Source organism: Phycisphaerales bacterium AB-hyl4 (assembly GCA_041821185.1).
Classification (GTDB): domain Bacteria; phylum Planctomycetota; class Phycisphaerae; order Phycisphaerales; family Phycisphaeraceae; genus Natronomicrosphaera; species Natronomicrosphaera hydrolytica.
Genome location: JBGUBD010000002.1, coordinates 297,352 through 322,048 on the forward strand (window position 1 = coordinate 297,352; position 24,697 = coordinate 322,048).

Genomic DNA, 24,697 nt, shown 5'->3' on the forward strand with positions numbered 1-24,697 from the left:
CCACAGGTTAAAAGTCAGTTCTCATCATTCGCCACCGTCACGCGCAGGCGATCCCCGACCAGCATACGCAGTCTGGGACCTTCGCCCGGTTCAGGTTCGAGGGTGAACGTTCGGCCATTGTCCTCAAGGTGATAGCGGAATGGCAGATGACTGCTCGGATCGCGTGGTGCGGGGACGACGGTGATGTCATCGAGCGAGGCGGGCAACTGGCCGTCGTTTGCGGCTACGTGCATCCGCACCGCTTCGACACAGCGCAACAGGGCGAAGCGCCGCCGCATTCGCTCTTCGCTGCCGCGAGCGGCACCCAATGCCGGCAAAACGTTCAGGAATGGGTTGGTAGCTGAAGCGAGGCGACCTCGATGATGTTCAAATGCCTGGTCCGACCGGCGCGCGCCCTCCCACGCCTCCGCGTACGGCAGTTGATGCCACTTGAACAGTTCGTCCGCCCAATGCTCCAGCTCAATCAGCCAATGCAGCAGGATCGCCTGCTTGACGGGCATGGCTTCGACGGCCTCGGCGTCGTGGCCGCGCTCGACAAGGCCCGCTTTCGCCTCGCTATAGACAGCCGTGCCGAGCGCCATGGCCGGCAGCGGGTGTTCCCACGTGACTCCGCCAAACTCTGAAGCCAAGCCCGAAGTGAATACGTCATGCCAGAGCCGATCAGCCTGCTCGATGCTCATCGGCACGTCCGAGAGGTGACTCAACGCCGGAATGTTCCAGTGAACCCAGTACCGCTCGAACTCGGTCGCTGCCCGAAGGTCGATGTAGTCGCGTCCAACATCCGCCAGCGCCCAGTACAGGTTCGGACTGCCCGGCGAAGCCATCAGTTCGCGGGCTGCGTCGCTCATCATCACTGCAATGCTGATGCCCACAAGCCGGCTGATGACAATGGGTTCCTCCGCTACATGAGCCGCCATCGTATAGCCGGTACGAAGCGAAGCGATGGCTTGCTCATGATCGCCTTCACGGATGTGCACGCGGGTGCGCAATGCAAGCAGACGAGCGTGGTTCCGCATCTGGCCCAACTCTGGCAGCAGCGCGGCGACGCCATGCTGGCGGGCAGCGGTTTCCCACGCCGCATGATCGTATAGGGCTGCCTCATCAAGAAACGCCAGGTGTTGCCCGAAGATGGTCGACCGGATCTCGTCGACCGGAAGTTCGTCAAGCGCAAGCCCTTGCCAATCACGAACTCTCGGCCCCACATCCTCCCAGTCGACAAAGCCGAGGAATATCATGGCGCGAGCGTACATGGGGACCGCGTTGCCGCGCCGCTGGTCCTTGATCGGCGCCCGAAATCGGTGCTGTAACGCAGGGCTTGGCTCAGGGGCCGGGGTTACCGTCAATTCCAACCACTCCGGCTCGTCGACGGGCTCCGCATTTGCCTTCACGCCCATGCTGGACAGCAGCGCAAGGCACACAAACGCCACAGGCACGATCACACGGGGACGATCGATCCAATCAGAAATAATCTGCATCATCGTTGCTCCTGCCCAACATTCGGTCACAGCGTATTCCGGTCGGCCGGGTCGACGGTGAAACGAAGCGCCGGCTCCGGCAAAGCATCGATCCCATGTTCCTGCACCAGCCGACTGAGGTGACCGACACTCTGGCGAGGGGCGATCGGCGTATCGGTCGACGGCGGGCGCGACTCAGTGTGCCCCAGCCATGACCACGCGTTCGCCACCTCCGGTCGCGCATGCTCGGCATCCACCGATGGGTCGGCCGGCGGGGTCGAGGCGATGGCTTCCCGCTCGCGCTCGACCGTCGGCTGCGGGGCCGTGTGCTGGACCGCCATCATGCCCGCCTCCGGCGATCGCGTGCCGACACTCAGCACGTTCACACCCAGGCTCACCGCCAACAGCAGCCCCAACCCGCCCACGCCGGCCTGCCAACGTCGACAGCGTCGCCGCTCAGCCCGTCGCCCGAGTTCAAACATCAAGGCCGACGGATCACGCTGCGGCGACTGCGGTGCCAGCCCGGACAGGGCCGCCTCCATCTCGCGTTGCTCCGTTGTCAGTCGCTCGGCTTCCTGCATGGCTGCTCCAATCGTTGCCGGAGATTCTCAAGTCCACTGCGGTATTGGCTGAACGTGGTCGACACCGGCCGACCGACAAGATCCGCAATCGCCTGCCAGCCCAGTTGCCCCCAGATGCGAAGCACGATCACCTCGCGTTGCTCGTCGGGCAGGCGGGCAAGGGTGGCCTCGGCAGTGCGGGCGTCGAGCATCGCCGCGGGGTCCGCCTGGAACCAGTCGACCTGGGTGGTGGCGCGGGCGGCTTCGTGCCGGCTGCGTCGCCCTTGCGACCGTCGGGCGTTCAGGGCCGCATGGCGAGCCGCGCGAAACAGCCACGCCTGCACGGCGTCGGGCGGTCGACGTTGCCGCATCAGCTTCGCGAACACCTCCTGCACCACATCCTCCGCCGCCGCCGCATCGAGCCATTGCCGCACATAAAGCACCAGCGCCGGAGCCAACCGACCGTACCAGCAGGCCAGACTCTCCGGCTCAATTCCGCTCATCCGCCTCCTCGCTCTACCAGTAAGACACCGCCGAAGGTGTATTTTCCGAATGGTGACCGAAAAAATTTGGCTTGACCAACAAAATCAGGGGCGGAATATCTCGTGATGACACCCACATCGACATTGCGATTGTCACGCGTCGCAAGGCGATCATAAGTCGGCCGACTCCTGCAGGCAGATTCCAAGCACGCCCGATCACAACAGTGTGGAATCTCGACGGGTATTTTCAGCTTGCATCAATGCTACCGCCAGTATACTATGTATCGCATAGTCAGGAGCCGATCATGAAAATCGAACGCGAACTGATGCGTGGGGCCGGGCCGGTGGCGGTGCTCAAACTGCTGGCCACCGGCGAAAAGTACGGCTACGAACTGGTCGGCCTGCTCGACCAACGATCTGACGGCGTGCTCGCCATGGGGCAGTCCACGCTCTACCCCATGCTCTACAACCTCGAAGCCAAGGGCCTGATCGCCTCGCGCGTGCAGCAGGTCAACGGCAGTCGGCCCCGCCGATACTACCGCCTCACCGCCCGGGGCAAGAAGCAACTCGCCCGCGACGCCGCTCAATGGGAAGCGCTGTCTGTGGCGATGGGCAAACTCGGTGTCACCGGAGCCTGAACCATGAGCATGACCAGCGAGCAGACCCTCTGGCGACGGATGCGGTTCACGCCGGTGAGCGACGCGCTGCGCGGCCGACTGACCGGCCGACTCGACGTGGACCAACTGATCGCCGAAGCCCGCCTGCCTGCCGGGCCGGCCCAGCGCGTGCGGGAGGTGGTCCATCGCACCCGGCTGTGGCGCGGCGAGAAGATCGATGTGGCCCATGAGTTGATCGCCCACTTCCGGGACGGGCTGGATCACGAAGTGCCCGTCGAGGAACTGGTCAGCAGCTTCGGCGATGCGAAGCAGGCGGCCCGGCTGATTCGGCGGGCGAAGAAACGCAATCGACCCTGGCCGTGGCATGTCGCGCGAGCGATGAGCCTGGCGGTGTGCGTGCTGGTGGGCGTCTACGTGGTCGCGTCGCTCTTGCTGATGCTGGACCGGCCGGCGGTGACGGTGGATTACGTGACGCAGCTCAACGAGCGGGCGATGGCCGTGCCGGAGGAAGACCGGGCGTGGCCGATCTATCGGGAGGTGCTCCTGTCGGGCGTCTTGCGAGACGGTATCGATCCAATCACGGTCCGGCGGCAAGGCCGCAGTCGGTCCGTGATCCGTGCCGGTGAGCCGGGGTGGGACGAAGCGGTGGCGTTTTTGCATGATCGGCGCGAGGCGCTCGACATGATCCGCGAAGCGGCGGCGAAGCCGGGTTTGGGTTTGCCCATCGGGTACGTACGGGATTTCACAGGTCTGGATCGCGAGGCACTGTACGGGCCGGACCATGGGGGGTTGAGCCGACCTTCCGAAGGCAAGGCCAATGTCAGCTATGTCGACCAACTAGCGGACGAATCGATCGTCAACGTGATTTTGCCCCACCTTGGGTACATGCGCATGATGGCCCGCCTGCTCTCAGCAGATACGGAGCAGGCGTGGGAGCAGGGCGATCATGAACGTGTGCTGGTCAACCTCTCCACCATGTTCGGCCTGGCCCGCCACAGCCGCGAAACCCCGATAGTGCTCAACAGTCTCATGGCGGTCAGCATCATTTCAATCGCCCAGCAGCAGGTGGCCGACCTGTTGCACCGCGATGCGCAGCGATGGAGCCGAGCGGAACTGGCGAAGCTTGCTCATCTGCTGGCGGGCGTCGACCCGCTGGTGCAGCCGGCGTTCGAGGGCGAGCGGATGTTCATGTACGATTGGCTCCAACGGTTCTACAGCCAGCGGGGATTCGTCACCCGAGACGGTCTGCGTTTTTTTCATACAGCCGAATTTCATGGACCGCATCGCGAGGATACGCGACCGTATGCCTGGGCCATCTCCACAGCAGGGCTGCCACTAGCCAACATCCTGATGGCGTCGCGCAGCGAGGTGAAGCGCGAGTACGACGAGTTGATGACCATCCTCGAAGCCGAGTCAGCCATGCCGTATTGGGAGCGCATGCATCGCTCGCCAACGGACGAAGCCGTGGAGGCGCTCGTCACGGACACGTTCCGTGGCATACGCTATCTGCCAATCGCCATATTCATGCCCGCTCTTACAGCTTCGCTGGGGACGCGGGATCGTGTGCTCGCCCTGCGTGACGCCCTGCACGTCGTCATCGCCATGGAACTCCACCATCGCGACCACGGCGAGTACCCCGCCGACCTCGCCAGCCTCAGCCCGCGCTACCTGCCGACGCCACCGGTGGACCACTCCACCGGCGACCCGCTGCGCGTGCGCTACACCGACGACGGCGACTTCATCCTCTACGGCCTGGGCCACAACGGCGAAGACAACGGCGGCACGCTCAGCGACGACGGCCGAAACCGCTGGCCCGGCGTGTCCAACACCGGCGACTGGGTCCTCTACCCGCCGGTGATCCGACCTGTCCAAGCTGAGGACGATCCGCAATCCTGATTCAACCCTGCCGGACTTATCCATCCGGGTCCAAGGCAATCTTTCGCAGGAGCACGGAGATCCATATCCGTGCACTTGCGTTGAGCCTGCAATCATGCGTACCTCAGGCGGCTGACGTCGTTCGGACCAGCAATGTTTCACCCACTTGGTCGTGAATGCAGCACTCCTCTCCAACATCATTGCGATAGCCTGCCGTCGCCTGTTCATGAAGCGTCTCGTAAAGCTCCGTTAAGCGGGCGCAGTCCACACACCCGTCCTTCGCGTCTGGAGCGGATTGCTCGTTGAGCATGTTACGCACAAGGAGAGTGAGATCCGGGATGATCGCCGAATCGCGCTCGACTTCTACCGATTCCATTTTGAACCGCATGACAAAACCGTCATCCTGACGTGCTTCAACATCGGCAGCCGCCGTCGCATCGGCCTGAACGCGTGCAAAGACCAGGTATATCTTGCGTACCTTGAGGTCGTAGTTGCGTTCGAGAATGTGGGCGTAGGCATTCGTCTGTGCCGCATACCACCCGAACATCGCGTCGCCCGGCGTTTTTGGCTTGCTGGTCTTGAAGTCGATCAACATCGCGTCGCCATTATCAAGTTTATAAACACCATCGGGATGGCCGCGCACCTCAATGTTGCTTCCCGCAAATACATGCTCCAGACGTTTGGGCGTGATGTCAGCCCGCACTTCCTTGGCCAGCGGCATCCAAGGGGGTGCTTGGCCGTGCTCATCGATATACGCCTCGACGTGTTTCTTCGTGAACAGGTCGATCTGGTTGTAGATCGGGCCGAACTTCTCCCACACGCCCTTGAAGCCGACGCGAAGCGCCAGCCAGTAGCAGCGGGGGCATTGCGTGTCGGTCGCCAGCAAACCCAAGTTCTTCGCTGAGATTTTGAATGGAACACCCATATCCGTATTCCTCTTCGTGAATTGCGGACGGATGAAGCACAGGCCACAGGTCAATGGATGATCATGACTGTGATGGGGGCTTCGGCCAGTATCTACTTTCTTTAACGACGAAATGAGCCGGCACGTTTACTTACGAGGTAAACCTTTCGCTCGACAGGGGGGCGGTTAGTTTCGAAACATTCTCAACATTTAGGAACACCTGTGATCGTCAATGCCAGAGCGGTTCTGGCGTTGACGTGTTTTTTTAGGGAGACATGAAATGTCGGATGATCGTTTGGTGACTGAAGAACTGCTTAACATGGTGCGCGACGAGTGCGGTAGTCGATCGATTCGCAACCAGCTTGAAGAACTCGAAGCGATCGAACCCGAGTTAAAGAACTGGGTGGCGAGACGTACCTGCCATGTGACATTATTACTTGAAGCTTCCGGGATCGCGTCGGAATTGGTGAGTCAAGTTGACGAGCAGATGGAATGGATGGCCGTCGTTCTGATCGAGGCACTGCGGCGGGCGCACTACGAGTTATGGCTGGAAATGGCCATCGGCAGCCGAATCGAGCAGTTGGATCCGGAGCTATCCAAACGGGTTCGCAAACGTAAAGGGAGAGACCGCTGATACAATTGTGATCCATCGCCCACGACGTGAAAACGCAACCAGCATGTGGCCTTTACGGGATGAACCCAATGAGCAAGCATGAAGCCGAATCCACCGCCGGAGAGAGCCATCCGTTGGAGCCGGTGACGTATCGGATCGAGGAACTTCAGCCCAAGCGACCGATCACCCCCGCGTTGACGCGAGCACTCCGGATCCACCGCTCACTCGTGCTGTATTTTACGCAACCGCTCTGCAAGGAGCCCAATGGCAGGCGGACGTCTGGCCGACACGGTTTCGAATCCTGTGGCGGGCTTGATGGTTCCGCCGAGAAACCGGCCGGTGAAATCCTGCAGCACGAAACCTGCCTTCTGGATTATCTCGATCGCCTCGATCGCCTTGGTCGGCCGCTCGACCATCTGAGCACTTGGCATGGCAGTGAACCTGTACCGCCTGAAATTCCTGACAACGTACGGATCAATGTTGGCTGGCGCTTGCATCCCATCGGTGAGGAGCCGCTTGCTGTCAACGGCGCGCAGATCCGGCTGCTCGTGGATGTGTTGCTACAGGCCGAGCCGGACGAAACGATGCGTGCCATGCTTGACCTCATCAGCCACTTGGGCGAAAGCCGCCGTGGAACACCTATTGGCTGGGCGGGCGTGGAGGTATTTCGCTGGCAGTATCCCCATGAAATCAGCAGAGGCGTCGAACAGATGGATGAGGTGCTGACGTTCGAACAACAAATGACCATGGCCGGGTGGAAACCGCTCTGGCCGAATGATGGTGATCGTGCTCCCTCACGGGAGCACGGTGAGCCTGCTCCAGCGATGTCCACGCCCATGTCCAAAACAGAATGCGCGCGGCGTTACCTGAATAATCCATCAGCGCGAACCCGCGATTTCGACGATTATGTAATGTCGGCGTGCCGCGTCGAACAGGTTAGCAAGTACAAATGGTCGATCGATCTCAGCACGCTGGACGAGGCGACGCGACGTCGGGTGGAAGAGCCCTTGCGGTGACCGGTCGCATTTCAAACCCGAAGTTGATTTCAGCCGAATTCAACCAATTCCCGCCATATTCAGCCAACCTAAAGAAAACCTATTTCATTACTTACGAACTTCTCCGATGATTGGGGTGAAGCTTGGAACAGTCACCACAATCCTGAGGAGTTCACCGATGTCCGCCGATGATCTGGATCGCTATCTCGCCGAATACGCTTCGCAGTATCCCACCCTGATTACACTTAAGCAGGCCGCCGAGATTGCCCAGCGGCCGCTGGCGACGATCTACGACTGGTCGTCTCAGGGCTTCTTCGACGAGTTCAAAAAGCCCTGCGGCCGCGAGCGGCGATTGATCCGCGACCGGTTCGTCCGCTTCATGCTCGGCCTTGAACCCACGTCTGCATCGGCTGAATAGGCCTCCCCTTTACCTGAACCAGGTGTCTCGCATGAGGCACCGCTAACCCACGCAGCAGGCGTACCCCCGTCGCCCGTGCGCGATCGGTGCGCCCGTTGCCAGCGAAAGGAATGCCGCAATGGCACGACAGCAGCCCGAAAGGGTTCGTGAGCAGGTCGGCAGCGTCTACCTGATCAAGACACCTGCCTCCCCGAAATGGTACTTGGAGTGGTGCCACGAGGGGGACCAGTACCGCCAAACCACCCGCACCCGGAGTAAAAAACAGGCTCTCAAACTGGCCAAGGAGAAGGACGCGAAACTCGTGCTCGGCCAGTTGGAGGAGCCGAGGCGACGCGGCGTGACCATCGAGCAGGCAATCAGCAAGTACGTCGCGTCACTGCGCAGCCAGGACATCACCGAGAAGACGCTTGATCTTTATCAGCGGGATCTGATGCAGTTCCAACACTTTGCCGCCGGGCAGGGTGTGAAACGGCTGGATCGGGCCGACGCCGACCTGCTGGAGGCATTCGTGCAGCAACTGCGTGATGCAGGGGCGCCACGCACTGCACAACCGAAGAAGAGGCGAGGCAAGCGTTCCGGCCCCAACCGCCCCCGCACCATCCGGGGCAAGTTGAAGACCGTACGGCAGATGATCCGGTGGGCTGTCAAGCGCAGCCTGATCAAGAAGGATCCCGCTTCGGGCTACCGGCTCCCCCGACCCGTCAACACCTTGGCGCCGCACTTCACGTCCAAGGAGATCGCTCACATCCTGGAGGCCAGCGAGGAGCCGTACCGGACGATCTACGAGTTCCTGGTCCTGACTGGGCTGCGTTCCAGTGAACTGCAATGGCTGACGAAAGAAGATCTCGCCCCTGAAGTTGCCTACGTCCGCATTCGGGAGAAGACCTGTCCGTTCACGGGGCAGGTCTGGAAACCCAAGCATGGCCGTGAGCGGACGGTGCCGTTGCCTGCACGGGCGTCAGCGATCGCCCGCACGGCGGCGACCGCATCTCCAGGTCCGTGGCTCTTCTGCCGGGCCACGCCAGCAGACGGCGAGCCTGGTCGCTACGACTGCCAGCAGTTGCTGCGTCCTCTCAAGGCGGTGCTCAAGAACCTGAAGATCAAGCACGGTTCCGTCCACACGTTCAGACACAGCTATATCACGCACCTGGTCAACGCCGGCGCCAGCATCTTCGAGGTGAAGGAACTGGTGGGCCACGACAAGATCACCACCTTGGAGGCGTACTACCACCACCAGGCGGACCGCTTGTCCGAGACGATCCGCCGCGTCGACTTCGCCGGCCTCGTGGGCACCTCATCGAACGGCGATGACAGCCCCGCCGGCGGTTCCAGCAGTTCAAAACGCTAATCAGGCAAAAACCAGCCAACCGCCCGACGGTCGAGCGGCTACTCATGTTGAAAGTTTCAATACAGAAAGGGTTTACAGATGACTCACGACAATGAAAAGAAGAAGCCCACGGATGCAATCCGTGGGCTTTAAGGGTGGTTGGAGTTGGTGGTTTGAGGCGCGTTATTCGTCGGTGACGCAGCCTTCGCTGGCGCTTTTGACGTTTTTGATGTACTTGAACAGCGTGCCGCGCTTGGCTTTGTAGGGGGGCATCTGCCACTGGGTCTTGCGCTTGGCGAGTTCGTCGTCGGTGAGGTCGACGTCGATGCGGTTGGTCTCGGCGTCGATGGTGATCTTGTCACCATCGCGGACGAGGGCGAGCGGGCCGCCTTCCTGGGCTTCGGGCGTGATGTGGCCGACGATGAAGCCGTGGCTTCCGCCGGAGAATCGCCCGTCGGTCAGCAGGGCGACATCATTGCCGAGGCCCGCGCCCATGATAAGGCTGGTGGGGTTGAGCATTTCGGGCATGCCGGGGCCGCCCTTGGGGCCTTCGTATCGGATGACGACGACATCGCCCTTGCCGATCTTGCCTTCTTCGACGCCGCGCATCATGTCCTCTTCGCAGTCGAAGACGCGGGCGGTGCCGGTGAAGGCGAGGCCTTCCTTGCCGGTGATCTTGGCGACCGCGCCTTCGGGGGCGAGGTTGCCCTTGAGGATGGCGATGTGGCCGGTCTTTTTGATGGGTTTGCTGAGCGGGTGGACGATGTCCTGGCCCTTTTTCAGGCCGGGCAGGTTGGCGAGGTTTTCGGCGATGGTGTGGCCGGTGACGGTGGGCAGGTCGCCGTTGAAGTAGCCTTCTTCGAGCAGGTACTTCATGACCGCGGGCGTGCCGCCGACGTGGTGGAGGTCTTCCATCACGTACCGGCCCGAGGGCTTGAGGTCCGCGAGGAAGGGCACACGGTTGGAGACGCGCTGGAAGTCGTCGATGGTGAGTTCGACGTCGACCGCGCGGGCCATGGCGATGAGGTGGAGCACGGCGTTGGTCGAGCCGCCGAGGGCCATGACGATGACCATGGCGTTTTCGAACGCGGGGCGTGTCATGATGTCGCGGGGCTTGATGTCGTCTTCAAGCAGTTTGCGGATGGCTTCGCCGGCCTTTTTGCACTCGTCGATTTTCTCGGCGCTCTCAGCGGGGGCGCTGGACGAGTATGGCAGGCTCATGCCCATGGCTTCGATGGCGCTGGCCATGGTGTTGGCGGTGTACATGCCGCCGCAGGCACCGGCGCCGGGGCATGATTTGCGGACGATTTGTTGACGCTCGTCTTCGTCGATGCGGCCGGCGAGCAGTTCGCCGTAGCTCTGGAAGGCGGAGACGATGTCGCGTGGCTCTTGCTTGCCTTTGACGATGGTGCAGCCGGGCTTGATGGAGCCGCCGTAGACCATGAGGGCGGGGCGGTTGAGTCGGCCCATGGCGATGAGGCAGCCGGGCATGTTCTTGTCGCAGCCCGGGATGGTGATCAGGCCGTCGTACCACTGGGCAGCGGTGACGGTTTCGATGGAGTCGGCGATGAGGTCGCGCGACTGGAGGGAGTAGCTCATGCCCTCCGTGCCCATGGAAATGCCGTCGGAGACACCGATGGTGTTGAAGCGCATCCCCACGAGGCCCGCGTCGCCGACGCCTCGCTTGATGTCGGCGGCGAGGTCGTTCAGGTGCATGTTGCACGGGTTGCCCTCGTACCACATGGCGGCGATGCCGACCTGGGCCTTGTTCATATCGTCCGGCGAGAGGCCGGTGGCGTAGAGCATGGCTTGCGAGGCACCCTGGCTTTTGGGCTGGGTGATGCGGCGGGAGTATTTGTTGGTCTGGCCCTCAGCGGCGGGGGGCGTGGTGGCGTCGGTAGTGGTCATGGTCAGGCTCCGTGAATCGGGAGCCGACTATTGTAGCGGATTGGGGTGAGAGGTTGTGAGAGGCGTGGCTCAGAGACCCACGGCGGGACGCCGTGGGCGTCGAGTCCTCAGCTTTGGTCTTGTTTCTCGGCGGCGGCGAGCAGTTCGTCGCAGCGTTCGCGCGGCACGCCGAGCTGGTCGGCGAAGTGCTGCAGAATGACCCGCTGTTCGAGCGTGATCTCCTGATTGGCGGCGGCGACGTCGAACATCAGCTTCAGCGCCGCCTCCGCGTCCTTCTGCAGGACGAGGAACATCTCGCGGTAGAAGTTCGGGTCGTTCTTGGCACGGCTGAGCATCGCTTCGAGCGACGCCCGGCCGACGCCGGCTTCGTGGGCGAGGGCTTCGAGCAGCGGCCGTTCCTTTTCGCAGATTTCGCGGTCCAGGCCGGCGATACAGCAAGCGGCCCGCAGCAATTCCACCTGGCTTCTCGGCATGATGGAAACCTCCCGGTTGGTGTGGCGAACGCCATCAAGCGTATCGAGCCGCGGACGATCAGGCAATGGAGAAAGGCGGCCGGGCACGTCGGGCGGCGGCACAAACGGTCCGGCCCCACCGGGCGAGGACACGACGCGCTGAGGGGCGGGATGAGGCTGGCCAAGGAAACCGTTTAAGGTACTGCCGGGACCCCTGCGACCGAGAGTAAGACCGGGCCACTGCCTTGCAGAGCCTTTGATGCGTGTCTACGCAAGCTTCAATCCGCAGCCCTTGCACCTCGGGCCGATGCGGACGTCGCGTCTTGACCCATGGTCCGTGGGAATGAACAATGCCGGCACGCCTCAGGCGTAGGCAAAGGCGGTATAGCCATGGACCAGCAACACGACATTCACGCGATGCTCCGCGAGATCTACGATCAGGCGGCGACCGTGCAAGACGGCCAGCTTGCGTCGTACATCCCGGAATTGGCGGCGGTCGACCCTTCGCATTTTGCGATATCGATCTGTGACATTCACGGCAACACGTTCAACGAGGGCGCGCACGCCCAGCCGTTCACGCTGCAGTCCGTCTCCAAGGTGCTTGCCTATGCGTGCGTACTCGCTTGCCAGGACGAAGCGGTCATCATGCAGCGCGTGGGTGTGGAGCCGACGGGCGAGGACTTCGATTCGATTGGCAAGCTCGATCGCTACCGGCGGGCGTTCAATCCGATGGTGAACGCCGGGGCGATCGCCGTGACCGATCTGCTCATGTCCGTCTACGGGCGCGGTGCGTTCGACCGAACGCTGAACTATTTCGCCGCGGCCATGGGTTGTGACGCGCTTGAGATCGATGAGGCGGTCTTCCGCTCCGAGCAGCGTACCGGTGAGCGCAACCGCGCTATTGCGCACCTGCTGAACAACTACAAGCTGCTCGATCATCCGGTTGAGGATGTACTCGATCTTTACTTCCGGCATTGCTCCATCCGCGCCACCACGCAGGATCTCGCGCGTCTCGGTGGCACACTGGCTAACCGCGGCCGCGTTCCGGGCGCCGGCAAAGCGGTGCTTGAGCCTGACTGTGTGCGCAAGGTGTTGAGCGTGATGCTTTCGTGCGGCATGTACAACTCCGCCGGCCAGTGGGTGTACGAGGTCGGCCTGCCCGCCAAGAGCGGCGTGTCGGGCTGCTTGCTCATTGTCGTGCCCGGCCGCATGGGCATCGCCGCCTATTCCCCGCGCGTGGACGAGCGTGGCAGCAGCCCGCGCAGCGTGCTCGCTGCTCGCCTGCTCTCGGACAAACTCCAGTTGCACATCTTTGCCACCTGAGCGACATGCCACGTCCCCACCTGCCCGTAACGGAACCTATGAATCATGGTCGAACTGGTGTTCTTTACCGTTGCTGCTTTGCTGCCGATTGTGAATCCGTTCAGTACGGCCCCGCTGTTCCTGGCAATCACGGAGGGCTACGACCGCGAGACCCGCAATGCTCAGGCGAAAATGGGTGTGATCTACATGGTCGCGATTCTCGCTGTTTTTCTCGTCGCTGGCACGCTGATTATCACCTTCTTCGGTATTTCTTTGCCGGGGGTACGGATCGCCGGGGGGATTCTCATCGGCAGGGTCGCCTTCAGGATGCTCTATCCGCCGGACCAGGTCGGCCTGAGTCCGGAAGAAAAACGCGAGGCCAAAAAGATGGCCGACATTTCATTTTTCCCTCTGGCTATGCCCAGCCTCAGCGGACCCGGCTCGATCGCCGTGACCATCAGCCTTGCCACGCTCGCTCAGAACGTCTGGGAATACCTGGCCATCTTCGTCGGTATCCTCATCATCGCCGCCATCGTCTGGGGCACGTTGCGTCTCTCGGGCCACCTCACACGCTTCCTTGGTGTCAACGGTACAACGGCCATGACCAAGATCATGGGCTTTCTCATCTTCTGCATTGCCATCCAGTTCATCGTCAACGGCGTGACCGATCCGGAACTGCTGCGACTATTCCGTGAGCCCCTTTCGGCCGAGTGAAACGCTCCTCGTCGGGGCTTGCCCATTGGTCGTTCGCTAACCATGCGGGCACGCGACGTTCACGGATAAGGTCGACTCGATTCGCAGTACGGGTTGATCACCGCGAACCTGACGTCCTTGGCGAACGGCTCATTGGTTACGGCTACGGACGAGCGAGGCGTCGGCGACGAATTCCAGGGGAATGGTCGTTTCGTCCAAGCTGTTGCCGTGCTGGTCGGAGATGCGGACCTTCAGGCGATACTTGCCCACGGAGATGCGGGCCGGGAGCGTGATCATCTGCACGACGAAAAAGTCGCGGCGCGGGTTGCGCGACTCGTCGGTGATGCGGACCGGTTCGTGCCGCCACACCGCGAGGCCGTCGGACTCGTTGTAGAGCACGACTTCCTGTTCGAGTTCGACTTCGTAGTTGCCGTTGGCCAGGCGATTGTGGCGGAAGTGTTCGAGTTCGCTGTAGGCGATCACGCGCTGGTCGCGTCCGGCGAGGAAGGTTTTGCTTTCGAACGGCTCGTAGACGCCGTAGCCGGAGACGCGCCTGCAAAGGGCGAAGGTGCGGATCTCCAACGGACGATCGCGAAACAGTTCGTCGAGTCGGCGTTCGATGTCGTAGCGTTCGAGGTCGCCGCCCTGGGCGAGTTCCTGGCCGAGGGTCAGCAGCAGCTGCTGGAAAAGTTCGACGCGGTCGCGTTGCGAGCCGCTGAGCTGGCCGAGGATGGCGGGGTCGATTTCGTGATTGGGGTCGGCAAGGCTGATGGCGGCGGCGATGAGGGCCTTGGACATCGTGGAGTTGTCGCTCTCACGCAGCCGTTCGCGCAGCAGGGCGAGCAGCTCGCGGCGGGTGAGCGGGTCGGGCTCGTCTTCGATGTCGGTGACGGTTTTGGCAGACGAGGGGCCGTGTGCTTCGCCGCTACGGTCGGGTTCGTCTTCCGATTCTTCCGGCTCGGGTTGCTGCCGCGCCTGGCGGGCGGCGCGGATCTGTTCCCACTGCTCGTCGGTGAGCTCGAGGTCTTCGGGGAGGCCGCCGCCTTGCGTCAGCGCCTCGCTGAGGCGGTCGGCCAGGGCCTGTGTGGACGCGGTCACCTCATCGTCCTGATTGTCGGCTTCGGTGATGACGGTGCGTTCGCGCTCTTCGGGCTTCTCCGGGGCGACACAGCCGACGAGGGTCAACGTCAGGGCCACCGCTCCGGCGAGCGTCGGTCGCAGCCACGCGCGCGGCGAAAGATTCAACATGGTTCGTGCCTCCTGCACCTTGCACGGCCCGCTCCATGGGCCGAGATTTTCGAGTCTTATCGGGTGTTATCGGTCAACTGGACGCTGAAACATTCGAGATTTCGCACGGCCTCGCCCAGGCCCGACTTCGACCGCCGGTCGGCCTGGAGCACACCGTCGAACAGCGCCGCCGCCCGCGCCGGCGACATCTGCCGCAACGCATTGAAAAACAACGCCTGTCGCGGCCCCCACAACTTCAACTGCTTCGCCGCCGCCGCCTCCGGCACGCCCGCCTGCCGGAGCATCCACGCCACATTGAGCTTGCGCATCAGGTCCGCGAGGAAGTATGCCACCAACGCATCCGGCTGGCCGGCGAGGTCGATCAACTCCCGCAAGCTGGTGATTAACGCACCGGGGTTGCGCTGCTGCATCGCCTGGAGCGCCACCTCCTGCACCGCCCACGCCTGCTCTTCGCTGCTTCGGCCGACCACGTCCTGTACCAGCTTCGGCTCGATGGGCGAACCTTCGTCGACCATCAACGCGAGCTTGGCCAACTCCGTGTCCAACTGCATCAGCCGAGGGCCCAGCCGATCGATCAGCGCCTCGGCCGCGGCGGGGGTGATGGTGGTCTTGTGCTGCTTCTTTGCCCGGGCGACGAGCCACGCCTTCGCTTCGGCAGGGGAGGGCGCGTCGCATTTGATGATCGCACCGTGTTTGGCAATGAGCTTGTCGAGGTTGCCGCGATTCCACGTTCCGCTGCGAAGCAGCAGCGTCGCGTGGTCGACGGGGTTCTCAGCGTATCGCTCCAGGGCTTCGCGATGGGTTTTGACGAACAGGTCCGCTTCGTCAACGAGCACGAGCTTGTACGTCTGCATCAGCGAGTAGCCGCGCAGCTCATCGAGCACATCGGCGAGCGGGGCGGTCTTGCCTTCGAAGCTGAAGGTTTCGACTTCGCCATGCTCCGCTGCGAGGGCGGCGCGCAGCTCATGCAGGCGGGTCTGCTTGAGCATATCGTCGGGGCCGTGGAGCACGACGAGGCGCATGGACGCATCGAGCGTGACGTCGGCTTTGCGGGCTGGGGCGCGGCTGCGGGCCATGTGGAGGATTGTACCGCAGTCGAGCGAAGCCGACTTGAGCCGAAGTTGGTCGGTCGATGGGGCGGTCGTCGGCTCAGCGTGGCAGTGTTCGCAACGTCCCCGCTGCGGCGTCAGGCGAGGCCTGTTAAAGCTTGGGGCATTGCTTTAAAAGTGAGGAAGGTCGTGCCCGATTATTGCGCCGTTTTCAGTCCAATCGCATCACAGCTGACCAGGTTCCACGGCATCTTCGCCAGCACCATGGCCATGCCACAAAAGTCTGTGATGCCCGCGAACATCAGTCCGCCGCCCACAAACGCAGACAACCAGCCGCGTCGCCTCGTCCCGCTGCTGTTGTGCTGCCAACTGCTCGGGCTGAATCGTCTGCAAACTCATTGCGATCGCTCCAATCCGCTGGGCCTGCGCGTCGTTCATTTCACCCGTCCGCCCGGACTTAATGTGCCATGCTCCCGACGGAATGCATGATTTTAGCCGAATCAGAAGATTTACGAGCAGGTCATGTGTCGAGAGGTCGCAGTGATTGACACCTTTCCAAAGGTCATCTCCATGCCGACGCCAGATCAGGATTGAACTGCTCGAGCGTTGCATTTCACTGTCTTCAAGACGCCAAGGAGAAATAGGCATAGAAATGGGCGTACAATAAAAGGGACGGAAGGATGGAAAAACGGAAGCGATAGGGATTGAACTGCGGCCGAGGTTTGCATAAAGATACCCACAGGCCTGCTCTTTTTCGATGCGTCCTGACAAATGTGATGGACTTGGTTTAGTTGGACGGTGGTGGTGTTTGTTGTCTACGGTCCAACGTTGGTACAAGCCATTATTGAGGGGAGATAAGATTAAGGCTGAATACCAAGAGACCCGGCAGGAGGAGTGGGCGAGCGCGCTGACGCACGCGGTTGGCGTGGTGCTGGCGGTCGTTGCGGCGGTACTGATGCTGCAGCATGCACGTCAGCATGGAGATGCCTGGCATATTGTGACGGTGGCGATCTTTGGCATCACGTTAGTGGCCGTTTATCTCGCATCAACGCTCTATCACGGCGTATGTCACCCGCGATGGCGGCGGGCTCTGCTCACCTGCGACTACGTGTGCATCTATCTGTTGATCGCTGGCTCCTACACGCCGTTTGCACTGGTCACAATCGGCGGGCAGGTGGGGTGGAGCATCTTCGGCGTGATCTGGGGGCTTGCAATCATCGGCGTCCTGCTGAAGCTGCGATTCTGCGATCGCTTTCCGTTGGTGTCCACCGGCATCTACCTGGCCATGGGCTGGATGGCGGTGTGCTTCAGCGTGCCGGCCATCGAGGCTATGAGCACTACGGGCCTGGTCTGGCTGGGCGCCGGCGGCCTGGCGTACACCTTCGGTGTGGCTGTCTACCTCTGGCGTCACCTGCCGTTCAACCATGCGATCTGGCATCTGTTCGTGATCGCCGGCAGCGCCTGCCATGTCACGGCAATATTCCACGACGTTCTGCCAGCTCTGCCAGCATAGCGGCGACCGCGTTATCCCACCGATCATAGTAGGCGTGAACCTCCATCACCCGCCGAGCCAGGGGATGGAGCGGGATGGGCGATGCGATCAGCGTCCGGTGGACGCTTGTTCAGGCCAACGTGACGTTCTCGGCCTGTGGGCCTTTTTCGCTCCGCTGTTCGTCAAAAGTGACGCGTTGCCCCTCTTGCAGGTCTTCGAAGCGTGCATCCTGAAGACTGTTGGCGTGAAAGAATATTTCCTGACCGGACTCCGTCTGGATGAATCCGAAACCTCGGTCGGTCAACTTTTTGATCTTGCCTTCTGCCATGGTGTCTTCTCCTGAAGCGTGTTTGAGTGAATGCCCGGACCTGTCCTGACGTTATCGTATCAGATCGAGGTTCGTCGAGGCGCGGGCTCGATCAATACGGCGGCGATCCACGTCGAACTGTCCGAACCGTCCGAACCGTCCGAGTCGTCCGAGTCGTCTGGATCGCCGGATGCGCCACGGCCTCGACGTTCCGCGGCATGAGCCGGACGTGGCCGCGGGTCCTATTGCGTCGTTACGGGTATCAACTGGACGAAGTATCAATCGAGCCGAGCCATGCCAGCGTGTTCCGGTGACAAACCCGCTCGCGTGCGGGGGCGGGCAGTGCATCCAGGCAGGCTACCTCGCGGCGGTAGGAACTGCGGATCTGCAGCCGATCGTATTCGATCGAGTAGTAGGGCACATCACTACCCCAGATCAGCTTGTCCGGGTATGCCTGTGCCAGATCCTGCAGTACTCTTTCGGGCGACATATAGTCGGACTCGAAGCGGTCGACTGGTGCCGCAACGGCAGGCAGGTCTCGCTGAGCGCAGATGCAGTGCGTGATGAATGCGGAACAGTCGAACCACGCATTCGGCAACTGGGCCACACGATCCAGCGTGGGCTGATGAAATCGGCAGGAGTGGGCGAGTACGAACCGCACCTTCGGCCGCGACTCCACCACGCGAAGAATATCGCTGCACTGCGACCACTTATCTTCCGCTCGAATGCTCGTATGAATGAGCAGCGGCAGGTCATGCGCTTCAGCATAATCGAGCATGCACGCGCCCTCGTCGAGCAACGCCAGAATGGGCGATTGAATTGTGTGCGTCTGAAACTTCAGCCCATAGATTCTGTATTCCGACGGCAGCGCCTGCCATGCACGCACTTGCGCTTCGGGCTTGCGGGATGGGTCGGCAATGAGGAACGGCCACAACCGCGATTGCCAATCCGCTGGACAACGCAGGATGTCGTTGCACAGTCGACGATTCTCAAACTCATAAGGCACAGCGTCAGCATCGGCGGCGAGCTGGATTCGGTTACGCTTGATCGCCGCCATGTCCAGTGCCGTGTACGCGACGAATGGGAACACGACGAAAGCGTCGATGTTGAATCCATCCGCTTCGTTAAACAGCCGTGGCAGGTCGAGGCAGTAGGGCGACCAGCCCTGCATGTAGAACAGCGGGTCGAAGCCGACGTGCGTGTGGTTGTCAATCCGCATTAACGCTCTCCATCCGGAATCGCAAAACCAGCCAGCTCAGCCGACGTTCATGCCGATGGGAAGTACGACCGCTTTGATGATCGGCTCCGTGCGATCCGCAATCGCATGAAAGACCTTTTCGGCTTCGGCGGGGGCGACCTGGTGTGTCACCAGGTCTTTCGCAGGGATCAGGCCGCGCTTGAGCAGGTCGAGCGATACGCTGAAGTTGATCGCCGGCTCGGCGAAGACTGGGCGCAGCGTGATCTTGCGGAAGATGAGGTGGTTGATGTCGATCTCGATTCGGCTCCGGTCGCCGAAATGCAGGCCGTAGAAGGTGATGATCCCGCCGTAGGCGATCGCCTTCAGCGCGTCATGCATGCTCTCCGGCGGGGCGCTGACGATCACGCGATCCACACCGTCGGGGAATCGTTGCTTGATGACAGCTTCGACGTCCTCTTGCGCGGCGTCGATGACCTGGTCGATGCCCATCTTCTCCGCCAACGCGGTACGTGCTTTGCCGAGGGTGCTGTTGGTATTGATCTGCGTGGCTGCGACGAACCCGGCCCCCTGCAGCTTGGCGACCTTGGCTGACATCAGCCCGAGCGGTCCGCAGCCGATGACCAGAACGCTACCACCCAGCGGCACGTCCGCCTGGAGCACGGAGCTCAGCGACACCGCCAACGGCTCGGTGAGGCAGGCCGCCACGGGCGACAGGCCCTCGTACTTCACGAGATTGTTGCAGCGGACGCGCATGTACTGGCCCATGCCCGACTGCCCGCCGAGATCGTAGAAGGATACGCACAGGTCGGGTCGGCCGCCCTTGCACTTGTCGCACAGGCCACACATGGCGCAGTCTTCGACAATGACATGGTCGCCCGGCTGAACGTGGCTGACACCGTCGCCCACCGCCACGACCTCCGCGGCGATCTCGTGGCCGAGCGGCATGGCATCGTCCGACCACTGCTTGAGAAAGTTCATGTCCGTGCCGCAGACACCGCAGGCATGCACCTTGACCACCGCGTCGTTGAAGCCAGGCTCTGCGATGTCCACTTCACGGCGTTCGACGACCATGTCTTTCTTGCCGTACAGGCCGATGCTTTTCATATACCGCCTCCTTTTTATGCGGGGCACTGTTCAGCGCTGGACCCGACGGGTTGATCGGCCAGTGTGATCATCCGCGCGTCCAGCACGAGCAAGCCTTCAGCGTGCACCTTGATCGGGTTCAGATCCACCTCAGCGATGTAAGGATTGTCCATCAGCAACTGCGAAACCTTCATCAGTGCTTCGCGGATGGCTTCGAGATCGACGGGTCTCGTACCTCGAGCGCCGGTCAGCAGTGGGAAGGCTGCGATCTCGCGGATCATCGCGTCTGTTTCGGTGTGATCGAGCGGGCAGACACGGAAGGCGACGTCCTTGAGCACTTCGACAAAGATACCGCCGAGGCCGAACATCACCACCGGTCCGAACACCGGGTCGTTCAGGCCGCCGATGATGACCTCGACGCCATCAGTAACATCCATCCGGGTAACGAGAACACCCGCCAACTCGGCGGTTGGATCATATCGGCGTGCATTGGCAATGATGTCGTCGTACGCTTGCCTCACATCGTTCTCATTCCCGAGCGTCAGCTTGACACAGCCAGCGTCGGACTTATGCGAAATATCTTTCGAGATGATCTTCATCGCGACGGGGTAGCCAATGGTCTCGGCGTATCGCACCGCCTCGTCCGGCGTCTCGGCGATGCGCTCGTCAGGGTAAGGCAGGTCGTAGGCCCGCAGCAGTTGCTTCGCCTCGGGCTCAAGCAGTGAACCCCGCCGGGCCGATTCGCGGATAGCAGGGTCAATCTCGATAGCAGGTTGTTCATCCCGCTTCGCCAACCACGTTCCCTGCCTGGATTGATTTTCGTGCTGCTTCACCAGCGCAGCCATCGTGTTGACGGCATCGTGATGGCTGTAGAACAGCGGAACGTTGTGTTTCTGAAGAATGTCCACCAGTTCGCTGGGCTTGTACGAGGCGAAATAGGAGTAGATCAGAATCGGCTTGGAACTTCGGCCGATCAGGTCGCACATGCGTTCGACATAAATCCGTTCTTTGTCCAACTCTTTTGGGCTGATATTGAAAAAACCTGCAAAGCCGCCGACGATGATTACGCCATCAATCGAGGCATCATTGATGGCGGCCTCTGTCGCTTCGACCACGTTCTCCCAGCCGGCGAGATCGATCGGGTTGACGACCGAGCCGTTGGGCGGGATGAATTGCTTGAGTCGATCCTGCGTGGCTTGCGACAGTTCCGGAACGACCAGCCCTTTCTGCACGCACGCGTCGCTGGTCAATGCGCAGTCGCCGCCGCCTTCGGAGATCACGCACACGCGATTGCCCGCGGCTGTCTTTTGCTGATTAAAAGCCATCAGCAGCGAGGTGAACTCGGCGATATCGTGCACTTGGATCGCGCCCGCCTGCTTCAGTGCAGCGCTGTAAATCGCATCATTGCCGGCGATCGACGCGGTGTGGCTGGCGACCACCTTTGCGCCGGCTTCCGTGCGCCCGCTCTTCAGTACCACAACGGGCTTGACCTTTGCCGCCTCGCGAACCTCCTCCACGAACTGCCTTCCGTCGCGTAGTCCCTCGATGTGGATCGCGATGCTTCGCGTGTGTGGATCGTCACGAAAGTATCGGACGAAGTCGTGAACCTCGACGTCCGCCTGGTTCCCGAGGCCGACGACGTAGCTGAATCCGAGCCCGCGTTCCGCACCGGGGAAGGTCAGCGAGGTGGTCAGGTTGCCGCTTTGCGTGATCAGGGCCGTGTGGCCGGGCTTGATGAAGCCGGACATCAGCGCATCGAGTTTCGCTGGTGCGCTGTAGTAGCCGAGCGTGTTCGGGCCGACGATGCGGATCCCGCGCGTTCTGGCTTTCTCAACCAGCGCAGTCTGCAGCGCGCCGCCATCTGCCCCGTCCTCGGCGAAGCCGGCGGTGATGATCACAATGCCCTTCACGCCTTTGGCGGTACAGTCTTCGACGGCAGCGCTGGTGAGCTTCTTAGGCACCATGATCAGCGCGACGTCGACCTCGCCGGGCACGTCCAGCACGCTGTCGTAGCATTTCAGGCCGAGGATCATGTCGGCGTTCGGGTTCACCAGATGCAGTTCGCCCTCGTAGCCGCAGCGTTGCGCGATCTCAACGAGCGGATAGCCGAAGCTGTCCGGGTTTCTCGAGATGCCGATGACTGCGACGGACCGCGGGTTTAACAGGGCATGCAGGTTATCTGCCATGAGGGCACTCCGGTTGTGGGCTAGCTGGCTGTGTCATCGCGATGCTTACGGCATGCTGATTATTAAGCTGGGGTGAAGCGGGGAATGCTTATCGCCGGGGTGACGTCGTCGAACATCACCTTGACGGGCATATCAATGGTCACGGCCGCGGGTTCGACGCCGACGACGTTCGAAATCATCCGAATGCCCTCATCCAGATCGATAATCGCGTACACGTAGGGAACCTCTGACGCGAAGCTCTCGTGAGCCGCCTGATGAACGATCGTGTAGCTGTAGACCGTGCCGCGGCCGGCGGAAGGGATCCACTCCACATCCTTCGACAGGCATTGGTGACACATGAGCCGGGGGAAGTGCATTCGCTGCCCGCAGGCGCGGCACTGCTGAAACACCAGTTCATGTCGCTTGGCCGCTTGCCAGAAAGGCTCCGTCTCAGGCAGCATTTCGGGCACGGGCTTTGTGTTTGGCTGGGCCATGTTCATCACGTCCGTGATCCTTTATTCCTTACGGCGTTTCGTTGCCCAGGATGATGGTGCATTCGTTGGCCATGGAACCACCGTTGCCGCTGGCCAGCCCGAACCGCGCGTCTTTTACCTGTAGATCGCCCGCCCGCCCCATTAACTGCCGCACCGCTTCGACGATGGGCATGAAGTGGCAGGCGCCATACGGCTGACCTCGTCCGAGTTGCCCGCCATCCGTGTTCACGGGAAACGAACCGGTATACGTCAGGTCGGTCTTCTCGATGTATTCAGCGCCCTGTCCCTTTTCGCAGCGGCCGATGTCTTCCAATGCGATGACGACCGTAATCGTGTAGCAGTCGTACAACTGGGCGAAATCCATGTCGTTAATCGTCAGGCCCGCCATATCGAACGCCTTGCTGGTGGCCTGCTTGACGGGCGACGTGGTGAGCGACTGGTCTCGGCCGTAGGCGGGGTTCCACATGCCGCGGTCAATGCTCTGCCCGCCGCCGAGCAGGTACACGGGCGGCCGCTTCACATCTTTCGCCCGGTCGGCGGATGTGAGAATCAGTGCGGATGCCCCGGTGCATGGCATGACGATTTCAAACAGGCGAAGCGGATCGCAGATCATCCGCGAATCAACCACTTCCTCTGCCGTGATCGGTTTCTTCAACAGGGCGTTGGGAAACTTTGCCGCATGATGGCGGGCGTTGACGACCACCTGCGCGATCTGTTCATCGGTCGCATTGAACTCGTGCTTGTATCGCTGCTTGATGAGCGCGTATGCGGAGTTGTCGGTCATCGGCCCGTAGATGGTGTCAAAGTCGCGTTCAAACGGTGTCGCGACTTCCGAACCGAACTCGAACATTCGCTTGGGATCCATCGTCGAACCGCCGACGAGCAGCACGGTGCTGCATAGCCCGGCGTCAATCGCCGCGGCGGCATAAAGCATGCCCGCGGCACCAGACGCGCCGCCGAAGTAAAGGTTGTCGAGGAATGTCAGCCGAAGCTGCAGGTATTCGGCAAGATCCATCGACCAGCTGACCTTCTGGTCCAGCGGCGGGATCGCGATCAGGCCGTCGATGGCATCCTTGCTGATGCCCGCGTCTTGGATCGCGAGGCGAGCTGCGTCGCATTGCTCGGTGTAGTTGGAGCGTGTACCCGAATCGCGGTACTTGACGAACTCGGTCTCGCCGTATCCGATGATCGCGCTGTGACCTCGTAAACTCATGGACGCTTTTCCCTCGCCTCGGATTGATTGTTTCGCTTCGCGGCCGCAGTCTTGTCTGGTTCGTTCTGGCGGCGGTGACGGACGATGCTTTCGAGCCGAAAGACATCTGGTCGATAGTGCGTCACGAACAACCCGCCAGCGCGTTGATTGGTCAGGTAGGCCGTGCAGGTTTCGCGCAACGCCGGTCGGCCACGGCGCATCTGCAGCGACTGGGCCGTGGCGGTGGACGTCTGCACCGCCTCCACCGATTGGCGGACATATTCCAGTTCCACCTGCTGCACGTCTTGCCAGTGATTAAGGAAATCAACGTGGACCAGATCGTCCCGCGTGATGCGCGTGGCGACCGAGCCCTCCAGCCAGACCTCGTCGACCGCGACGGGATCGCCGCTGAGCAGGTCAACGCGTTCGGCCCAGAGCACGCTTTGCCCCGCCTTGATGCTCATGGCCGTCGCAATCGCTGGCGGCGCATCGACCCAGCGCATCGTCTTGACGCGCCGTTCGAGCTCATCGAGGTACGGCCAAACGCTGTCGAAGTAACCGCCGTGCACCAGCGGAATGTGCCGCTGCGGCTGTGCCGCGACACGGGAACCGGAGCCACGCCGGCGTTGAATCAGGCCCTGATCCTGAAGGATGCGAAGCCCTTCACGCACCGTCACCCGCGATACGCCGAACTTCTCGCACAGCATCTGCTCGGTCGGCAACTGCTGTCCGATGCCATATTCGCCGTGGAGAATCTGGCGGCGGATGACCTGGGCGACACGATGGCTCGCAACCTTCATGGGGGCTCGCTGTTCCTCGGGGTGGCAGCTATTCTGCACTAAGGTATAACACATCATCGATTGTATGAC

The 24,697-nt window shown here is 61.6% G+C and carries 24 protein-coding genes and 1 pseudogene; 9 read left to right on the top strand and 16 right to left on the bottom strand.

What is annotated here, in order from left to right; genetic code table 11:
* Positions 1-14: 14 nt before the first annotated feature.
* Genes ACERK3_03790 through ACERK3_03800 form a run of 3 tightly spaced genes read right to left on the bottom strand, consistent with a single transcriptional unit; the run spans position 15 to position 2,517 of the window.
* Positions 15-1,478 carry a hypothetical protein gene (locus ACERK3_03790; GenBank protein ID MFA9477412.1) on the bottom strand — a complete coding sequence of 488 codons (1,464 nt, stop codon included), beginning with the start codon at positions 1,476-1,478 and terminating at the stop codon, positions 15-17.
* A 23-nt stretch (positions 1,479-1,501) separates the two neighbouring features.
* Positions 1,502-2,035, bottom strand: coding sequence for a hypothetical protein (locus tag ACERK3_03795; protein MFA9477413.1), 534 nt, complete (start codon positions 2,033-2,035; stop codon positions 1,502-1,504).
* Positions 2,014-2,517 carry an RNA polymerase sigma factor gene (locus tag ACERK3_03800; protein MFA9477414.1) on the bottom strand — a complete coding sequence of 168 codons (504 nt, stop codon included), beginning with the start codon at positions 2,515-2,517 and terminating at the stop codon, positions 2,014-2,016. The genes ACERK3_03795 and ACERK3_03800 overlap by 22 nt, the downstream gene beginning before the upstream one ends.
* Positions 2,518-2,801: 284 nt before the next feature.
* Between ACERK3_03800 and ACERK3_03805 the strand changes: the two genes are divergently transcribed.
* Together ACERK3_03805 and ACERK3_03810 are read left to right on the top strand one after the other, a co-directional pair.
* A complete protein-coding gene (locus tag ACERK3_03805; protein MFA9477415.1) occupies positions 2,802-3,134 on the top strand; it encodes a PadR family transcriptional regulator in 333 nt (110 codons plus the stop codon).
* 3 nt (positions 3,135-3,137) lie between these two features.
* A complete protein-coding gene (locus ACERK3_03810) occupies positions 3,138-5,009 on the top strand; it encodes a hypothetical protein (GenBank protein ID MFA9477416.1) in 1,872 nt (623 codons plus the stop codon).
* A gap of 103 nt (positions 5,010-5,112) precedes the next feature.
* On the opposite strand, the gene ACERK3_03815 is transcribed toward ACERK3_03810, so the two are convergent.
* A complete protein-coding gene (locus ACERK3_03815) occupies positions 5,113-5,913 on the bottom strand; it encodes a PD-(D/E)XK nuclease family protein (GenBank protein ID MFA9477417.1) in 801 nt (266 codons plus the stop codon).
* 259 nt (positions 5,914-6,172) lie between these two features.
* Between ACERK3_03815 and ACERK3_03820 the strand changes: the two genes are divergently transcribed.
* The 4 genes from ACERK3_03820 to ACERK3_03835 all read left to right on the top strand — a co-directional run bounded on the left by ACERK3_03820 (position 6,173) and on the right by ACERK3_03835 (position 9,266).
* On the top strand, positions 6,173-6,526 hold the full coding sequence (locus tag ACERK3_03820) for a hypothetical protein (protein ID MFA9477418.1): 354 nt from the start codon (positions 6,173-6,175) through the stop codon (positions 6,524-6,526).
* 68 nt (positions 6,527-6,594) lie between these two features.
* Entirely contained in the window at positions 6,595-7,521 is a 927-nt protein-coding gene (locus ACERK3_03825) for a hypothetical protein (protein MFA9477419.1), read from the top strand.
* A 157-nt stretch (positions 7,522-7,678) separates the two neighbouring features.
* Positions 7,679-7,918, top strand: a complete 240-nt coding sequence (locus ACERK3_03830; GenBank protein MFA9477420.1) for a hypothetical protein — start codon at positions 7,679-7,681, stop codon at positions 7,916-7,918.
* A 118-nt stretch (positions 7,919-8,036) separates the two neighbouring features.
* A complete protein-coding gene (locus ACERK3_03835) occupies positions 8,037-9,266 on the top strand; it encodes a tyrosine-type recombinase/integrase (GenBank protein MFA9477421.1) in 1,230 nt (409 codons plus the stop codon).
* A gap of 162 nt (positions 9,267-9,428) precedes the next feature.
* On the opposite strand, the gene ilvD is transcribed toward ACERK3_03835, so the two are convergent.
* Positions 9,429-11,153, bottom strand: a complete 1,725-nt coding sequence (gene ilvD, locus ACERK3_03840; protein ID MFA9477422.1) for a dihydroxy-acid dehydratase — start codon at positions 11,151-11,153, stop codon at positions 9,429-9,431.
* A 107-nt stretch (positions 11,154-11,260) separates the two neighbouring features.
* Positions 11,261-11,626: a hypothetical protein gene (locus tag ACERK3_03845; GenBank protein MFA9477423.1), complete on the bottom strand. Its 366-nt coding sequence runs from the start codon at positions 11,624-11,626 to the stop codon at positions 11,261-11,263.
* A gap of 369 nt (positions 11,627-11,995) precedes the next feature.
* Here ACERK3_03845 and glsA point away from each other — a divergent pair, with 369 nt between their 5' ends.
* Positions 11,996-12,928 (top strand): glutaminase A, encoded by a 933-nt coding sequence (gene glsA / locus ACERK3_03850; GenBank protein MFA9477424.1) that lies wholly within the window; start codon positions 11,996-11,998, stop codon positions 12,926-12,928.
* A gap of 45 nt (positions 12,929-12,973) precedes the next feature.
* Positions 12,974-13,621, top strand: a complete 648-nt coding sequence (locus ACERK3_03855; protein MFA9477425.1) for a MarC family NAAT transporter — start codon at positions 12,974-12,976, stop codon at positions 13,619-13,621.
* A 129-nt stretch (positions 13,622-13,750) separates the two neighbouring features.
* On the opposite strand, the gene ACERK3_03860 is transcribed toward ACERK3_03855, so the two are convergent.
* The 3 genes and pseudogenes from ACERK3_03860 to ACERK3_03870 all read right to left on the bottom strand — a co-directional run bounded on the left by ACERK3_03860 (position 13,751) and on the right by ACERK3_03870 (position 16,226).
* Complete coding sequence (locus tag ACERK3_03860) at positions 13,751-14,848, bottom strand: hypothetical protein (GenBank protein ID MFA9477426.1); 1,098 nt, start codon at positions 14,846-14,848, stop codon at positions 13,751-13,753.
* Positions 14,849-14,904: 56 nt separating this feature from the next.
* Positions 14,905-15,924 (bottom strand): DNA polymerase III subunit delta, encoded by a 1,020-nt coding sequence (gene holA / locus ACERK3_03865; protein ID MFA9477427.1) that lies wholly within the window; start codon positions 15,922-15,924, stop codon positions 14,905-14,907.
* A gap of 170 nt (positions 15,925-16,094) precedes the next feature.
* Positions 16,095-16,226, bottom strand: a pseudogene (locus tag ACERK3_03870) (sulfurtransferase).
* A 482-nt stretch (positions 16,227-16,708) separates the two neighbouring features.
* On the opposite strand from ACERK3_03870, the gene ACERK3_03875 reads away from it, so the two are divergent.
* On the top strand, positions 16,709-17,410 hold the full coding sequence (locus tag ACERK3_03875) for a hemolysin III family protein (GenBank protein ID MFA9477428.1): 702 nt from the start codon (positions 16,709-16,711) through the stop codon (positions 17,408-17,410).
* Between the two features lie 109 nt (positions 17,411-17,519).
* Here ACERK3_03875 and ACERK3_03880 read toward each other — a convergent pair whose 3' ends face one another.
* The 7 genes from ACERK3_03880 to ACERK3_03910 form a co-directional block, all read right to left on the bottom strand.
* Entirely contained in the window at positions 17,520-17,717 is a 198-nt protein-coding gene (locus tag ACERK3_03880; GenBank protein ID MFA9477429.1) for a cold-shock protein, read from the bottom strand.
* Positions 17,718-17,958: 241 nt separating this feature from the next.
* A complete protein-coding gene (locus tag ACERK3_03885; GenBank protein ID MFA9477430.1) occupies positions 17,959-18,915 on the bottom strand; it encodes an amidohydrolase family protein in 957 nt (318 codons plus the stop codon).
* Positions 18,916-18,951: 36 nt separating this feature from the next.
* The gene (locus tag ACERK3_03890; GenBank protein ID MFA9477431.1) at positions 18,952-19,998 is read right to left on the bottom strand and encodes a zinc-binding dehydrogenase; all 1,047 of its coding nucleotides are present in this window, start codon (positions 19,996-19,998) and stop codon (positions 18,952-18,954) included.
* A gap of 14 nt (positions 19,999-20,012) precedes the next feature.
* Positions 20,013-22,163, bottom strand: coding sequence for an acetate--CoA ligase family protein (locus ACERK3_03895; protein ID MFA9477432.1), 2,151 nt, complete (start codon positions 22,161-22,163; stop codon positions 20,013-20,015).
* 62 nt (positions 22,164-22,225) lie between these two features.
* Positions 22,226-22,603 (bottom strand): Zn-ribbon domain-containing OB-fold protein, encoded by a 378-nt coding sequence (locus ACERK3_03900; GenBank protein MFA9477433.1) that lies wholly within the window; start codon positions 22,601-22,603, stop codon positions 22,226-22,228.
* Positions 22,604-22,664: 61 nt separating this feature from the next.
* Positions 22,665-23,849 carry a thiolase family protein gene (locus tag ACERK3_03905; protein ID MFA9477434.1) on the bottom strand — a complete coding sequence of 395 codons (1,185 nt, stop codon included), beginning with the start codon at positions 23,847-23,849 and terminating at the stop codon, positions 22,665-22,667.
* Positions 23,846-24,628 carry a GntR family transcriptional regulator gene (locus ACERK3_03910; GenBank protein MFA9477435.1) on the bottom strand — a complete coding sequence of 261 codons (783 nt, stop codon included), beginning with the start codon at positions 24,626-24,628 and terminating at the stop codon, positions 23,846-23,848. Before ACERK3_03910 ends, ACERK3_03905 begins: the two co-directional genes overlap by 4 nt.
* Positions 24,629-24,697 lie beyond the last annotated feature (69 nt).